This is a genomic window from Variovorax sp. LARHSF232, from assembly GCF_052871435.1.
In genome coordinates this window covers 1,115,417-1,131,573 of sequence record NZ_JBIXJS010000001.1, presented here as the reverse complement: position 1 = coordinate 1,131,573, position 16,157 = coordinate 1,115,417, and the positions used below count along the sequence as shown (strand labels likewise).

Genomic DNA, 16,157 nt, shown 5'->3' with positions numbered 1-16,157 from the left:
GCCACGTCCGATCGTCCATCACGACCTTGCGGCTGCTTATCGCCGCAGCCTTGATCGCGACGCTGCCCCGATGTCCGTGCTGCCTGCGCGCAAACGCAAGGCTTCTCTTATGACACAGTAAGACTAGGTCTTGTCAGCCCTCTGAGCGCATCATCTTTTTACTCAAGGAACATCCGAATGGGCCCCCTGCACGGAATCAGGATTGTCGAACTCGCCGGCATCGGCCCTGGACCGATGGCTTGCATGCTGTTGGCCGACTTGGGCGCAACCGTGCTGCGCATCGATCGCACCGAGGCGGCCGATCTCGGCATTAAGCGTCCCGCCAAGTACAACCTGCTGCTGCGCAATCGCCAGTGCGTGACGCTCGACCTCAAGCAGCCCGCGGCGGTCGAGCAGGTGCTGGACCTGGTGGAAAACGCAGATATGCTGATCGAAGGCTTCCGCCCTGGTGTGGCGGAACGGCTCGGCCTCGGCCCCGATGCCTGCTTGGCCCGCAACCCGCGCCTGGTCTATGGCCGCATGACCGGCTGGGGCCAGACCGGCCCGCTGGCACACGCTGCGGGGCATGACCTGAACTATGTCTCGCTGACCGGGGTCATCCATGCGATCGGCCGCAAGGACCAGGCGCCATCGATCCCGCTGGCACTTACGGGCGACATGGGAGGCGGTGCGCTGTACCTGGTGATGGGTGTGCTGTCTGCGCTGCTCGAATCGCGCAGCTCCGGCCAGGGCCAGGTGGTCGATGCCGCTATCGTCGACGGGGCGGCCTCGTTGGCCACCATCTTCTATGGCCTGCATGCTGCGGGAATGTGGAACGAACAGCGCGGCAGCAACATTCTGGACAGTGGCGCCCCGTTCTACGAGGTTTATGAGTGCCAAGACGGCCGGTGGATCTCGGTTGGTCCCATCGAGGCGCGTTTTTACACTCAACTCCTGCAGAAGCTGGATCTCGATCCCGCCGAGCTCGGCGGCCAGTATGACCGCGGCGCATGGGCACAAGCCAAGGTGCGCATCGCCGAGCGCTTCAAGTCGCGCACACGCCACCAATGGTGCGAGTTGCTCGAGGGCAGCGATGTGTGCTTCGCGCCCGTGCTCAGCTTCACGGAGGCGCCGCAGCATCCGCACCTGAAGGCACGGGGCACCTTTGTCGAGGTCGATGGCGTGATGCAGCCGGCGCCCGCGCCCAGATTCAGCCGCACGGTGCCCGACACTCCCCGCCCCCCGCAGGCAACAGCCGATGCGGACCTCGCTGCGATCACGACAAGCTGGCGCGCCGCGCGCGTGTCAGCCGCCGACTGACAATGACTGCTGCGCTAAGCTGATATCAGGTAGGCTCGAACAAGCCTGACGAGTTCGGGAATGAGCCGATCGTCTTCGAGGCTTAGCGGCCCTGGATCATTCAGGGTTGCGTGGACGAGTACGCCCGCGAGCGCTTGGTACGCAAACAGGATGCGCAGCTGCCGCACCGCGGGGCTGTGGTGTTCAAGGTGCAGTGAAAGTTGCTCTTCTAGCACGCTGCGATAGCGATCCCCCGACTCTCTGAACAGGTCCCACATCCCTTCCTTGGTGTGTTGGAGCGAGGCGCGCAGCACACCTGTGTTGGACCGAAAGTTGCGCACAGTGACCGACACCATTTGCTCGCACAGTTCGTCCAATCCAGGCGCGTCATGCGCATAGCGTCGAACCATTTCACCGATGACCGCCTGCGACCTAATGGTATGTATACGCTGCAGGGTGACGAAGAAGGCCAGCTTGTGCTCAAAACGTCCGTAAAACGTACCGATGGTAGTGCCGGCGGCCTGGCAGACCGTCTCGAGCGAGAGGTCTTCGAGGGAGCGATCCTGCAGCAGCATGCGGCCAGCGTCGAGCATCGCGAGCGTACTGCGCAAGCTCCGCTGCTGCCGCGTCGGAATCACTTCCGGCAGCAGTCCCTGCGCAATCCATTCGCCCAAGTCGCGCAAGGCGATGTCCGGTTCTACATCGGCAGATCGAATCGCATGGCGCTCGCCCGAATCAGAAGCGACAGCGACTTTCATAACTCATTGCGCCAGCCGAGCAACCGGAACGCTTCTGTCCTATCGAAAACCCTAGGGCATCGACCATTTGCTTGTCTTAATATTAGAATCATAATTCTGATTGTAATTTGTCCGAAGCGTTCCTGGATTCGCTCAACCTATAAGGAGACTCTCATGCTTGCTGATGCCCCCGTGGAACAATCCGAGGCCCGCGCCGGTTCGCGCGCCGCCCCTGCAGCCGCCGCCCTCGCAGGATCGGATGGCGGCAGATGGGAAGGGCGGCGATTGTCGCCCACCATCGGCCTCGAACTAAGAGACATTTCGTTGGCCGATGAATTTTCGGAAGGCGAGATCGCGACTCTGCGGCAGTTGCTCTGCCAGCACAAGGTTCTCGTGTTTCGCCGGCAAAGTGAGCTGACCCCGGCGGCCCACGTAGGCTTCGCTCGGCGCTTCGGAGCGCTGGAAGTCCACCCGATTCTCACGCGTCATCCGGACCATCCGGAATTGGTGACCTTCGTGCATAACAGCGACAGTCGCGGCACTGAAAACGTGTTTCATGCCGATACGTCCTTCCAGCCAGAGCCCTCGATGGGTTCGGTTCTGCGCTGCGTGCACTGTCCCGAACTGGGCGGTGACACGCTGTTCGTGAATATGGTGGCCGCCTACGAGGCTCTCTCGCAGACCGTCAAGGACAAGATCGTTGGACTGAGTGCAATGCACGACGCATCGGTTGGGTTCGGAAATCGCAATCCGACAATAGAGGGGCGCGAAGCACTGCGCAAGCAGCTTCCGGCGGTGGAGCACCCGGTGGTACGCACACATCCAGAAACCGGGGAGAGGATACTGTTTGTCAATGAGGCGTTCACCACGCACTTCGCCAACTACCGACAAGTCAACGATGACGTATGGGGAAGGGACGCTTCGACCCAGGCGCGCGAACTGCTCGGTCATCTCGTTCGGCAGGCGCGCACGCCCGAGTTCCAGGTTCGCATCCAGTGGGAAAAGGACACCGTGGTCTTCTGGGACAACCGCGCCGTGCAGCACTACGCGATCTCGGACTACTACCCTCATTCGCGCAGCATGATGCGAGCCACGATCATTGGCGATCGTCCGCGTTGAGCGGCCGTGACCTGATACCGGAGACTTCGATGATGTTGATGAGCCGTCGCCAATGGACGATCAGCGCAGCAGCCCTGGTTGCTGCCCCTTGGGCCAACGCAACGCCCACATTTCCCACGCGGCCCATCCGGCTGATTTACAACTACGCAGCCGGCGGCCCGGGTGACGCAGTGGCACGCTATCTGGCAGTGCGAATGGCCACGACCCTCGGCCAGCCCTTGATGGTCGAGAACTTGACCGGCGGCAACGGGGTCGTGGGCACCCTGGCGGCGGCACGCGCACCGGCGGATGGGTACACGCTGCTCTTCGCCCCGCTCCCCGGCGTCTTGCTGTTGCCCCTATTGGCACGGGACAGCAATTTCAATCCGCTTAAGAGCCTGACCCCGATTGCCAATGTCGGCTCGGCACCGCTTCTCATCATTGTTCGTTCAGACCTGGAGGTGAACGATTTCCCCGGCTTCATGGCGTGGGCGCGTAAGCAGCCTGCTGGCGTGGACGTGGGAGGCGGCGGGTCGATCGTTGAAATCGCTACGGCAGTGCTGGCACGCGAAGCCAAGCTAAAGCTGGTGTGGGTTCCATTCCGCGGCAGCCCACCGGCCATGCAAGCCCTCCTCGCGGGGGATGTCAAGGTGGCTTTCTTGGCGCCATCGGCCATGGTGTCGGGGCACATCAATAGCGGGAAGGTGAAGATAGTTGGCGTCACCTCGCAGGACGAGTCGGTCCTGGCGCCCGGTGTCGCGCCGATCGCGCGCCACGTTCCTGGATTCGTCCAGCAAGTCAACTACGGGATGTGGGCGCCGGGCGGTTTGCCCTCAGAGATTGCCGGTCGGATTCAGGCTGCCTTGGTCGATGCGTTGAAGGAGCCTGACATGGCGGAGAAGCTCCAGATCAATGGCATGGTCAAGGACTACCTTGATGCAGCAGCAGTCGCTCAGATTGCGCGCCGTGAAGATGAAAGCATTCGCAAGGTGCTGGCAACCACGTCGATCAAGGTCGGCGAATGAGCGGCGGAGGCTTTCAAGAAGGCGAGGAATCGGACCGAGCAGGCGCCGCCAGATCCATCTGAAGCCACGCGCCGGTCGCAGAACCGACGCGCGTTCCCGCTTCACTGAGCGCACGCCTTGAGCCAGCGCGAACCCATTGTGACGCTGACAGGTGTGCAATCTTCAGCGTATGCCTCCTTAGAACACCCAGCCGCTTTGTCCAGTGGCATTCGGAGAACAGACATGCATCAATTCAAGCTCCTTATCGGCGGACACCTCGTCGCCGGTGACTCCACCATGTCGGTCGTCAACCCCGCCACGGGCAAGACTCTGACCACGTGCCCACGCGCCTCGGTTGCCCAAGCCCACCTCGCCGTGGCCGCCGCAAAAGAAGCCTTCCCGGCTTGGTCAGCCGAGCCTCTGGCGCGTCGCCGATCCCTGCTCAATCGCTTGGGCGACGCCCTGCAAGAGCGCAACGAGGAGTTCGCGATCCTCCTGACCCAGGAGCAGGGTAAGCCGATCGCTGAGGCACGGAGGGAAGTCGCCGGGGCTGTGGCCTATATCCGCTATTTCGGCGGCCTTGACCTGCCGGTTAAGGTACTCGAGGACAGTGATGTGCGCCACGTCGAACAGCACCTTCGACCATTGGGGATCGTTGTCGCCATCACGCCCTGGAATTTCCCGCTCTCGCTCGCCTGCGGCAAGCTTGCGCCAGCGCTCCTGATGGGCAATGCCGCGGTGGTCAAGCCCGCACCGACCACGCCCTTGACCACGTTGCTGCTGGGTGAACTTTGTGCCGAGATTTTCCCTCCTGGCGTAGTCAATGTCATTGCCGACCAGAATGATCTGGGCGCGGCCCTTACCGCACATCCGGATGTGCGCAAGGTCTCCTTCACAGGTTCGAGCGCAACGGGCAAGAGCGTCATGGCCAGTGCGGCGGGAACGCTCAAACGCGTGACGCTTGAGCTGGGCGGCAATGATGCCGCAATCGTTCTGGACGACGTCGATCCGGCACAAGTGGCCCCGGCAATTTTCAAAGGAGCGTTCACCAACAATGGGCAAGTGTGCCTGGCGATCAAGCGCTTGTACGTTCATGAATCGATCCATGACGAGATGTGTGCGGCACTTGGGGAACTGGCGGATGCACAAGTGGTTGGCGACGGCCTGCAGCCCGGGACGCAAATCGGCCCTCTGCAGAACCGGATGCAGTTTGACAAACTCAAAGACCTGCTCGAAGACGTCAAACGCTGCGGCCTGATCGTGGCCGGCGGAACGGTGCTGGAGGGGGATGGCTTCTACCTCCGACCGACCATCGTGCGCGATGTCCGCGAGGGAGACCGCATCGTCGATGAGGAGCAGTTCGGTCCGATCCTTCCCGTGGTCAAGTACAGCGACCCGGAGGATGCGCTTCGGCGTGCCAACGCCACGGTCCATGGCCTTGGTGGCTCCGTTTGGAGCAAGGACAGCGCACGAGCGAAAAAGCTCGCGGAAAGACTCGAATGTGGCACTGCTTGGGTGAACCAGCACATGGTTGTCGTGCCGGGCATTCCATTCGGTGGTGCCAAGCAATCAGGCATTGGCGTAGAGTTGTCGGTCGAAGGGCTCAACGAATTCGCTCAGTTGCAGATCGTCAACATCGTCACGTAGTGGACTGCGACGTCTATTCGACATGGTCTCGTGCCTGTGAAGGGGTAATAGTGAACCGCACGGCTTTCGAGGAGGCCTGTTGGCTTGAGTCAAACCGGCGTGGTCTGACTTCTTTCGCTGTTCGGACTTTCATTATTCCAGCCCCCCGCAGGGGCCGCCGGAGGCGCCCCCCGGTTGGGCCATGTACTCATGGCTCAACCCTCCTGCAGCGCCGCCGGCTGGGCAGGCTTGTTTGTGGCCACAGCCTGAGCTTGTAGGCGCCAGTAGTTTCCCTCTGCTTCGGCCGGCGGGATGTAGCCGATGGGCTCAAGCAAGCGGTGGTGGTTGGGAGCCCCTATCGCTGTGATGCACCAGCGCCCCTTCACGCTCGCGTCGACGCGCGTACAGTGCCTGCTACAGCGCGTCGAGCACGAAGTCGGTCTGCATCGAACAACTGACCCGCCAGCCGACGATGCGCCGCGCGAAGACATCGATGACGAAGGCCACGTACACGAAGCCTTGCCAGGTCGAGACGTAGGTGAAGTCCGCCACCCACAGCTGGTTCGGCCTGTCAGCACTTGAAGTGCCGGTTCACCCGGTCGAGCGGGCATGCCGCCTTGACGTCCGGTACTGTCGTTCGCACCTTTTTGCCACGACGCGCACCGCTCAGCCCGCATAGGCGCATCAGCCGCTCGACGGTGCATCGCGCCACGGCCGTGCCTTCGCACCGCAGTTGCCGCCAGACCTTGTCAGCACCATAGACCCGCAGGTTCTGGTCGTACACGCGCTGCACCTGCGCCAGTAAGCTCGCATCACGCTGGGCTCGCGCGGGCAGCAGTGCCGGGTTGCACTGGCGCGCCGCGTGGCGCCAGTATGCCGACGGGTCGACCTGCAGCGTGCTGCAGATCGGCTCGACCCCGCAACGAGCGCGATGCTCGTCGATGAAGGCGTTCATTTCTTGAGTTGGCGGTCGAACTCCGCCTGGGCGAAATACGCGCTGGCCAACTTAAGGATCTCATTGGTCTTGCGCAGTTCGCGAACCTCGCGCTCGAGTTCCTTGATGCGCTGCTGTTCGACGGTGGTCGGGCCTGGCCGTACGCCGCTGTCGCGCTCGCCCTGGCGCACCCAATTGCGCAGCGTCTCGGCCGTGCAGCCGATCTTGCCGGCGATCGATTCGATCGCCGCCCACTGCGACGGGTACTGGTCCTTGGCGTCAAACATGCGTATTTCGGCGCATCGTGACCGCCGATTTCGGCATCGTGACCGCGCATTTCGGTCATCGTGACCAACCTTCAATTTCGGCTCCTCGTGACCGACCGTTTCGGTATCGTGACCGCCCATTTCGGCGATCGTGACCGCCGTGACGGCGCCCCGCAATAGCGGCGCCGGTCCCGCCGGCAGTGCTGCGTAGAGAACGCAACCCCGGGTCTCCTACCCTCGACGGCTTTTTGCCATCGAGCAGCGGATGCCCAAGCAACAACTCTCTCTACGCATGATCAAAGATGTCCTCCGCCTGAAGTGGCACGCGCAGCATTCGCACGAGCAAGTCGCCGCCACTTTGAAGATCTCCAAGGGCGTCGTCGCCAAGTACGTCGGCCTGGCCAGCGCCGCCGGTCTGGACTGGGACACCGTCCAGGACTGGAGCGAACAGCAGCTCTCGACGGCCCTTCAACCCCGCTCAGCGGCTTCGCTGCCCATCGTCGTGCCCGACTGGGGCCGCATCCACCGTGAGCTCGATCGCAAGGGCGTCACGCTGATGCTGCTGTGGCAGGAATACGTGGCCGCCCACCCGGAGGGCCGCACCTGGCGCTACACGCAGTTCTGCGAGCACTACAAGACCTTCGCCGCCACGCTCAAGCGCTCGATGCGCCAGCACCGGCGCGCCGGGGAGAAGATGTTCATCGACTACGCCGGCTCCACGGTGCCGCTGAGCGACGGCGCCCGCGCCCAGGTCTTCGTCTCGGCCATGGCCGCGTCCAGCTGCGTGTTCGCCTGCGCGACGCCCACGCAGCGCTTGGACGATTGGATCGAGGGCATGGTGCGGGCACTGCACTTCTACCAAGGTGTGCCGGCGCTCGTCGTGCCCGACAACGCGACGGCCGTGATCGCCTGCGCCGACCGCTACGAGCCGCGCGCCAACGACACGGTGCAGGACTTCGCCCGCTACTACGGGACGTCGGTGCTCCCAGCGCGACCGCGTTCTCCAAAAGACAAAGCCGCCGCAGAAAGTTCGGTCCAGGTGATCGGTCGATGGGTGCTGGCACGGCTGCGCCACCACCGCTTCGATACGGTCGCGCAAGTCGACGCCGCCATCGCCAGGCTGCTGCCCAGCGTCAACGAGCGGCCGTTCCAGAAGCTGCCCGGCAGCCGAGCCAGCGTGTTCGCCGAGCTGGATGCGCCCGCGCTGATGCCGCTGCCGCCACAGCGCTACGAGCTCGCCCGCTTCAAGACGGTGAAGGTCCACATCGACTATCACATCGAGGTCGATGGCCACCGCTACAGCGTGCCCCACGCACTGGTGGGGCAGACGCTGGAGGCACGGCTCACGAAGCACGGCGTGGAGCTGCTGCTGCGCGGCCAGCGGGTTGCCGCCCATGTCCGCAACGACCGGCGCGGCAGCTACACCACGGTCGAAGCTCACATGCCTGCGGCGCACCGGGCACAGCTGCAATGGACGCCCCAGCGCCTGATCGAGTGGGGCCAGCAAATCGGCATGGCCTGCGGCGAACTCGTCACCCGGCTGCTGCAGACCTACAAGCATCCGGAGCACGGTTACCGCTCCTGCCTGGGGCTGCTGAGCCTGTCGCGGCGCTACGGCCGTGAGCGGCTGGAGGCGGCGTGCGAACGCGCCCTGGCGCTGGGGACTGTGCGCTACCGGCACGTGCGCGACCTGCTGGCCAACAACCGCGATCTCCTCGCCCAGGAGGCGCCCGCCGAATGGACCAGTCCCGCCCACGCCAATGTGCGCGGCCCGGACTACTACCAATGATGCGATCTGCCGTGACGCCTTCGCTCCCTGCAAACCACCGAACTCTGACCCCCATGCTCAACAACGCCACCATCGCCCAACTGCGCTCCCTCAAACTCCAAGGCTTCGCCGACGCGCTGCAACAGCAGCACGAGCAAGCCGACTGCCTGGGTCTGTCCTTCGATGAACGCCTGGCTCTGCTGGTCGAACGGGAGGTCTACGCTCGCGGTGACCGCAAGCGCACCCGGCTGCTGCAGAGGGCTCAGCTGAAGTACACGACCGCGACGCTGGAGGATGCGAGCTTCGAGGGCATCCGCGGCATCGATCGCTCGGCGTTGATGGGCCTGGCGCTGTCCACGTGGATTGAGCGCGGCGAGACGATCTGCTTGGCCGGCGCCACCGGGCTGGGAAAGACGTGGCTGGCCTGCGCGCTGGCGCAATACGCCTGCCGCCAGGGGCACTCGGCGCTGTACTTGCGCGTGCCGCGCCTGGCCGAGGAGCTGCGCATCCTGCACGGCGCGGGCAGCTTCCGGCGCTGGCTGCAGCAGTTGGCCAAGGTGGACGTGCTGGTCTTGGACGATTGGGGAACGGGCGCCATCGACGCTGCGACCCGGGCCGACCTGCTGGAGATCATCGATGATCGCTCCGCGCAGCGCGCCACGATCATCACGCATCAACTACCCATCGAGCACTGGCACGCGTGGTTGGGTGATCCGACCGTCGCCGATGCGATCCTGGATCGACTGATGCAGCATTGCCGGCGCTTCACGCTCGAAGGTGAATCCCGTCGCACGGGACGCAACGCGAGTGTGGCGAGCAAGTCGAAAAAGACAAGTCAGGAGGCCAAATCTTGACCTGACCCCACGCCGCCGACCCTAGACTTCACCCCTTACGCAGCACCTGCCGCCCTACCGGCGGTCACGATCGCCGAAACGGGCGGTCACGATACCGAAACGACCTGCGCCGACGCCCTCAGCGGCGTCGGTCACGATGGCCGAAATGACCGGTCACGTTCGCCGAAATACGCATTCGGACGATGAAGGTGCCACGTTCGCCGCGATTCTGCGGCACTTTGAAGTGGAGCTAGATTCGAGATGCATACCGCTCCTGATCAACTCCGTTTCTCCTGGCACAGGGCTTGGTATGTGTGGGCACATCAGGTTTTGTCTGATGGTGCATCCGCATAGCCAAGTGGTCCCGCACATCCGGCGCGGCTTGGAGGTAGGAGACGAGAGCGTCCGATATAGGTGCGGCGGTGGGCGGCCGATGTTGAGGCTTGGGAGTTGATTGGCTTCATCCAACCTTTGACTGTCAATTCCAATCAGGACATTCGAGACGCGGCGCAAGCGTTTGTTGACCTGAGACGTGGCGACGGGTTTCTGCTCACCGCAGCTTCGCATCTGGCGCTGAAATGGATGTCGCGGCCATGGCGGTCATCAGGTGTGATGTTCTCTGGCACACCAGCACATAAAACCCAGAGCCCATAGGTGAGTTATGTTGACTGAGTTTACCGCCATCGTTCGCGCCGGCCTGGAAAAGGCCCGCAGGGAATTCACCCTGTCTGCCACTAGATTGGGATTCGCAAGAACGAAGAAGATGTTCTGGACCCGCCAGCGAGCCTGTGGGGCGGACTTTTTTGCATTTCGTCGTCCTCACCAAGTCTTACGCAAGCCCACGGTCGCCTTGAAACTATCGCGCTGGCGGTCACTGCCCACTGCGAACTGATAGGCAGTGGACGCATAGAAGCTCAGCCGGTCCTTGGCCGTGACCGTGACGCCGCCGCCCAACTCCAGCCGGGAGCCCGCCTGTTCTAGCGGCACACCAACCACCTCCGAATAGACCACGGTCGACCTTGCGCCCCAATCGTGCCAGAGATTGCCGACAACGTAAGGCTCCCAGAGCTGACCATTCCCACGTGGGACCCGCCATTTGCCGCGGATGCCCAGTCGCCCGCTGGTGCCCTTGGTCGTGCCGAGGTCGACTTTGCCCTGGTCGTCCTCTTTTCGGTCCAATGCCACGCGCTGCCACACGAGTTGTACTTGAGGCTCGAGCACGAAACCGGGGCCCAGTTGGGGCAATGCCACCGGATAGCCGGCTTCCAGTGACCCAATGAACCCTGCACCGTTGATATCCAGGTGGGTGAAGTCGGTCCGCCCTGATCCGTCGTACCCGGTCCCCTGCAGCACTGCCTCGGCGTACCAGCCCGTCGGTCCGTAGTGGGTCCAGTACGCACCGCCCGCCCAGGCATTGAGGTCAATGGAACCTGTACGCTCCTGCACGTAGTTCGTCGCATCGGCATTCGTCACCAAACCGCGCGCGGACAAAGACGCGTTGCCGTAGCCGACATAGAAGCCCGCGCGATCGCTATGGCCGGGAATCAAGACTCCCCGCCACACGTCCAGCCCAAGCTGCAATCCAGCGAGCCAGCCTTGCGCATGTGGATCGGCGAACGCACGATAGTGGTTGTCGACATGGCGCGCAAACGTGCGCCCCCAGACCGACGGTGCCGTGCCGTGCTCCGCCGGCTGCGGCGCGGGAGCCATCAGCGCGCTGTCGCCGACACGTTCATGCATCGTGCCGAGCATGAGCATGCCCAGCTGGCGCGCAACAGGCTGCACCACCCCATAGGTCGCAAGCGCAGGACCAATGATCGGGTACTCGCCCGGTGGCAATACCGCGGGGGGCGGGTCCACCGGCAATGGACCGGAATCGGGCCGATCGGGCGGCAGCGGTGGCCCGACCAGGAATGTATTGCGCAGATACCAGCTGTCCGGCTCGTTGCCGGCCAGGTCGCCGCGGTAAAGACGGTAGCTGTAGGCGCCACCGCGCAGTTGGCCCAGCAGGGCAAACGCATCTGGAGCCGTGACGCCGCCGTTGACCGCGGACACCACCTCAATCCCATCGGCGTGTGTTCTGGCGCCAGTCCCGCCGACGTTGTGAACCGCCACGCCGGTCCTGCCGGTCGCTGTACCCCCGTCGATGACCAACTGGCTCGACGGCGAGCCGTCGCCACCGAGGAGCGTGTTGAGCACCAGCAGTCCACGACCACTGCTCGCATAGTCGCCGCGGATGGTCAGTGCGCCGAAAGTCGGATCGCCGGCTACCGCGTGGCCCGGCCACACCGTGCCAAAGTTCTGTACGGTGCCGTTGATCACGCCGAAGCCGGCCAGCGTGCCACCAGGCATGACCGATGTCGGGGACTGGATCGAACCGTTGACGGCCAGGACTCCGCCCTCGACCAGGGTTGGCCCGGTGTAGGTGTTCCCCACGTTCGTGAGAATCAGGGTACCGCTGCCGGTCTTGGTCAGGCTTCCGGCGCCGCTGATGGCACCCGAGAGAGTTTCACTGAAGCTGCCGGTGTCGATGGTGGGGTCGCCTGCGCCCGTGAACTGCAACGGGTTGGCGATGTTCAGGTCGCCGGCGGTGAATCCCAGCGTGGTGCCATCGGCCATGCTCAGCGTACCGGTGCCCAAGGCGGTGCTGGTGCCCAGCTGCAATCGGCCAGCCTTGACGACGGTGCCGCCGGTGTAGCTGTTGGTGCCGCTGAGTGTGACGGTGCCACTGCCAATCTGGCGGACGCTGCCGCTACCGGAAATGTCACCTGTCAGGTGCAAGGCGCTGTCACTGCGGTTGAAGGACAGGATGCCATTGTTGGCGATGCTGCCTACGACGCTACCGCTGCTTCCCCCATCGCCAAGCTGCAGCGTGCCTGCTTCGATGGTGGTGCCCCCGGTGTAACTGTTGTCGCCGCTGAGCGTGACGATGCCGTTGCCGAACTGGCGCACACTGCCGCCGCCGGAGATGGATCCCGTCAGGTTCAGGGTACTGTCACTTCGGTTGACAGCGAGAACACCGTTGTTGCGGATGTCGCCGCTGACACTGCCGCTGCTGCCCCCATTGCCCAATTGCACGATGCCAGCCTCGATGGTGGTGCCCCCTACGTAGGTGTTGTCGCCTGTCATGGTCAGCGTTCCTGCCCCTCGCTTGACCAGTGGACCGCCACCACTTAGCGTCTGGCCAAGGGTGAAGATGTGGCCCGCATCGGCGATATCGAAACCGCCGCCGTTCGCTCCCCACTGAATTCCTCGCGCGGTGCTGCCCAAGCCGGCTCCGCTGACCTGCAAGATGCCGCCGTCGAAAGTCAGCGCGCCTGAAGCGGCGCCCAGATTGCCATCGCTCGACACTGACAACGTGCCACCGAGCAGCTTCCAGGGCGTCAGCGTGCCAGTGGTACCGGTCAGCGTCCAGGTGCCCGTACCGCGCTTTTCGTAGATGCCGAAATTCCGGTACTGAGCGCCCGACCCAATGGCCGCCACATTGAAGTTGGCGGCGGCGCTGCCACCGAGCGTGAGGATGTCGCCCGCGCCAGCGGCCACGACATTGCCTGTGATAATCGAACCCGCACGCAATTCGAGGGCGTTGGTGCCACTGGTGAACTGGATGGCATTGGCCCGCACGTTGCTGCTGTTCGTGCCACCAGAAATCGTTCCGTTGTTGACGAGCGTGACATTGGCACCGACGACGCCTCGGCCGCCGCCAGCGGAGCCTCCTCCCCTGCCGCCCGCAATTGCGCCGGCGTTCTCGAGGGTGCTGCCTGACAGGTCGACACCCGTACCGCCCGGGCTGCCGCTGCCAGGGCCAGATATGCCATCCGCGCCGAGGATGCTGGCGCCGCTCGCGTTGATGAGTGCGCCGTCGACAAGACGGACACCCCCGCCACCGTTGCCATGCGCTGTCGATCCCGCGTTCCTGCCCACGCCGGAGGCGCCACCGACGATCATGCCGCGGTTGATATGGCTGCCACTGGACAACGAGGCGGCCAGGGCGCCGTCGCCGGCAAACTGGTTGTCGCTACCTGGACGGACGATGTTGCCGCCGGCGCCCCCGGCGATGGTGCCAACGTTGTCCAGCGAGCCGCCAGTCAGCACCAGCCCCGTGGCGCCGTTGCCGGCACTGACGCTGCAGCAACCGCCTTGACTGCCTCCCACGTCCACCTGGCCGCCCGCGCCGCCGGTGATGCTGCCGTTGTTCACCAGCGATGTGTTGGAGAGTGAGGCACCAATACCGCCCGACCCGCCGCTCCGACTGCCGGTGCCACTGTTGGCTCCGCCGCCTCCACCCACGATCGCGCCGTTGTTGGTCAGGCTGCCCGTCGGCATGCTGAAGCCGACGCCGCCGGCAGCGCCGCTACTGCTTGTAGTCGGGGCCGCAGTGCCACCTCTGGCGGTTCCGTTGAGCGTCAGCGGGCCGCCCGCGAAGCTCAGGTTGCCGCCCCGACCACTGCCCACGCCAGGCGCGCCCGACAGGGTATGAGAGCCGGTGTCGATGACGAGTGGCTTGCTGGCCTGCGTGAGGGCCGCCGGATCCAGGATCGCAATGTCCGCAGCCAGATGGATGCTTGATATCGGTGCGCCATCCGCGTTGGCGGTCTGAACGGCTTGGCGAAGTTCGGCTTCATTGGCCACGGTGTACGTGTCCGCCCGTGCCAACGTCCCCAAAGCACCGGCAAGAAGCGCCACGACCGCCTGGGGCACGCCGCGAAGCCTGGGCACGAGTTGACGTGCCCCTGGACGCGAACTGGTGCTGCCACCGGCACGCGGCCTGGGAGGCTGCGTAACTTCCGATGACGTAGTGGGCAAGGCGGGTTCCTCCTCAACGCTTGTCTCTGGTCGCTCGTTGCGCTATCTGGCGGGAACAGAAGCGACACTCCAGGACATTGCCCAGGCCCGAGTCGACGAGCAACAGGTCGGGAACCGCTGCTCCACCGTCGACACCGTTCCGAGCCTGCCCTTTGTCTTGCATTGGTTCTACATCTCTCTAGCGCGCTCCAGAGCCCGCCCTGAGTTGTTCCTCGATCTTGCTCAGATTGAACGCCCCCGGCATCTGACTGGGCGGGTAGTCCTTCATCGTCTTCAGGAACTGGGCGGCCAGGCCCTGTATCGGCACGAGGACGAAGGGACGATCGAGGAACCACTCGTTGTACGAGTTGGCGTTGTGCTGGGACTTCTCGAAGGGGTCGCGCCGCAGGTTGAACAGCAGCGGAACCCGCAGCTCCGTGAAGGGCTCACGCCAGACGCCGAAGGCCTGGCCGCGGTTCTCCAGGAACACGACCTTCCAGTCCTGATAGCGGGCGGCGACGAGCTGCCCGTCGTCGTTGACGTACCAGAACTCCTTGCGTGGCGATTCCTTGGTCTTGCCCGCCAGGTAGTCGTTCATGTCGTAGCCGTCCGGATGCGCGCGGTACTTGCGGCCTGCGAAGGTGTCGCCCTTCATCAACCGCTGCTTTGCGTCCGGTATTCCGGCTGCGGCCAGGAAGGTCGGCATCCAGTCCTCGTGCGCAACGATACCGTTCAATGTCACACCTGCCTGCCAATGCCCAGGCCAGCGGACGAAGGCGGGCACCCGGTAGGCGCCTTCCCAGTTTGAATTCTTCTCGCTGCGAAAGGGTGTAGTGCCCGCGTCGGGCCATGAGTTGTAGTGCGGGCCGTTGTCCGTCGAGTACATCACGATGGTGTCGTTGGCCAGGCCCAGGCTCTCGAGCTTCTTGAGCAGCTCGCCAACGTGCCGGTCATGTTCGACCATGCCGTCGCTGTACTCGTCCTGCCCCGAGATGCCCCGGTTCGCGGCCTTCACGTGCGTCTTGAAATGCATGCGCGTGGCATTCCACCAGATGAAGAAAGGCTTGCCGGCCTTGGTTTGCCGCTCCATGAATTCGAGGGATGCCGCCAGCGTCTCCTCATCGATCGTTTCCATCCGCTTCTTGGTCAGCTGACCCGTGTCCTCCACCGTCTGGCCACCCTTGCCGTCGGCCTTGGCGCGTATCACGCCGCGCGGGCCGAACTTCTTGCGAAACTCCTCGCTCTTGGGATAGTCCGGGTTCTCCGGTTCTTCCGAGGCGTTCAGGTGATAGAGGCTGCCGAAGTACTCGTCGAAGCCGTGCATCGTCGGAAGATGCTCGTCGCGGTCGCCGAAGTGGTTCTTGCCAAACTGCCCCGTCGCATAGCCCTGGGCCTTGAGCAGCGCCGCAATGGTCGGATCGCTCTTTTGCCAGCCTTCCTTGGCACCCGGCAGGCCAACCTTGGTCATGCCGGTGCGCACAGGCACCGTTCCCCCGATGAAAGCGGCCCGGCCTGCCGTGCAACTTTGCTGGGCGTAGTAATCGGTGAACGCGACGCCCTGCTTGGCGAGGCCGTCGATGTTGGGCGTCGCGTAGCCCATCATTCCGCGGTTGTTGTGGCTGATGTTCCAGGTTCCGATGTCATCGCCCCAGATGACCAGGATATTGGGCTTCTTACCGGCAGCCTGTGCCAGCGCGGGCGGAGAGAGTGCGACCATCAACAACGTGGCTGCCAGGCCAAGGATCGCGTGTGCGATCCGAAAGAAGTTGTAACTCGAGCGAATCATGAGTGCCTCCTTGCAAGGGCAGCATCTTTTCGCCAGAACGAC

Annotated in this window: 9 protein-coding genes, 1 pseudogene and 1 other annotated feature; of the genes and pseudogenes, 6 read left to right on the top strand and 4 right to left on the bottom strand. The window is 63.9% G+C overall.

The window, feature by feature from the left end:
• Positions 1–177 precede the first annotated feature (177 nt).
• Complete coding sequence (locus tag ACIPRI_RS05395) at positions 178–1,299, top strand: CaiB/BaiF CoA transferase family protein (protein WP_446620340.1); 1,122 nt, start codon at positions 178–180, stop codon at positions 1,297–1,299.
• A 14-nt stretch (positions 1,300–1,313) separates the two neighbouring features.
• Here the strand turns inward: ACIPRI_RS05395 and ACIPRI_RS05390 are convergent, their stop codons facing one another.
• A complete protein-coding gene (locus ACIPRI_RS05390; protein WP_446620339.1) occupies positions 1,314–2,036 on the bottom strand; it encodes a TetR/AcrR family transcriptional regulator in 723 nt (240 codons plus the stop codon).
• A 153-nt stretch (positions 2,037–2,189) separates the two neighbouring features.
• On the opposite strand from ACIPRI_RS05390, the gene ACIPRI_RS05385 reads away from it, so the two are divergent.
• From ACIPRI_RS05385 to ACIPRI_RS05375, 3 genes are all read left to right on the top strand, one after another.
• Positions 2,190–3,134: a TauD/TfdA dioxygenase family protein gene (locus ACIPRI_RS05385; RefSeq protein WP_446620338.1), complete on the top strand. Its 945-nt coding sequence runs from the start codon at positions 2,190–2,192 to the stop codon at positions 3,132–3,134.
• 29 nt (positions 3,135–3,163) lie between these two features.
• The gene (locus ACIPRI_RS05380) at positions 3,164–4,138 is read left to right on the top strand and encodes a Bug family tripartite tricarboxylate transporter substrate binding protein (RefSeq protein ID WP_446620337.1); all 975 of its coding nucleotides are present in this window, start codon (positions 3,164–3,166) and stop codon (positions 4,136–4,138) included.
• A gap of 222 nt (positions 4,139–4,360) precedes the next feature.
• Positions 4,361–5,764 carry an aldehyde dehydrogenase family protein gene (locus ACIPRI_RS05375; RefSeq protein ID WP_446620336.1) on the top strand — a complete coding sequence of 468 codons (1,404 nt, stop codon included), beginning with the start codon at positions 4,361–4,363 and terminating at the stop codon, positions 5,762–5,764.
• 324 nt (positions 5,765–6,088) lie between these two features.
• On the opposite strand, the pseudogene ACIPRI_RS05370 reads toward ACIPRI_RS05375, so the two are convergent.
• A pseudogene (locus ACIPRI_RS05370) lies at positions 6,089–6,964 on the bottom strand (IS3 family transposase); the annotation flags it as partial.
• Positions 6,624–6,740: a sequence feature (AL1L pseudoknot), on the bottom strand. Its footprint overlaps the pseudogene before it by 117 nt.
• 244 nt (positions 6,965–7,208) lie before the next feature.
• Here ACIPRI_RS05370 and istA point away from each other — a divergent pair.
• Positions 7,209–8,732, top strand: a complete 1,524-nt coding sequence (gene istA / locus ACIPRI_RS05365; protein ID WP_446620335.1) for an IS21 family transposase — start codon at positions 7,209–7,211, stop codon at positions 8,730–8,732.
• A gap of 53 nt (positions 8,733–8,785) precedes the next feature.
• A complete protein-coding gene (gene istB / locus ACIPRI_RS05360) occupies positions 8,786–9,565 on the top strand; it encodes an IS21-like element helper ATPase IstB (protein ID WP_446620334.1) in 780 nt (259 codons plus the stop codon).
• A gap of 798 nt (positions 9,566–10,363) precedes the next feature.
• On the opposite strand, the gene ACIPRI_RS05355 is transcribed toward istB, so the two are convergent.
• Entirely contained in the window at positions 10,364–14,245 is a 3,882-nt protein-coding gene (locus tag ACIPRI_RS05355) for an autotransporter outer membrane beta-barrel domain-containing protein (protein WP_446620333.1), read from the bottom strand.
• 283 nt (positions 14,246–14,528) lie between these two features.
• The gene (locus ACIPRI_RS05350; protein WP_446620332.1) at positions 14,529–16,115 is read right to left on the bottom strand and encodes an arylsulfatase; all 1,587 of its coding nucleotides are present in this window, start codon (positions 16,113–16,115) and stop codon (positions 14,529–14,531) included.
• Positions 16,116–16,157: the final 42 nt, after the last annotated feature.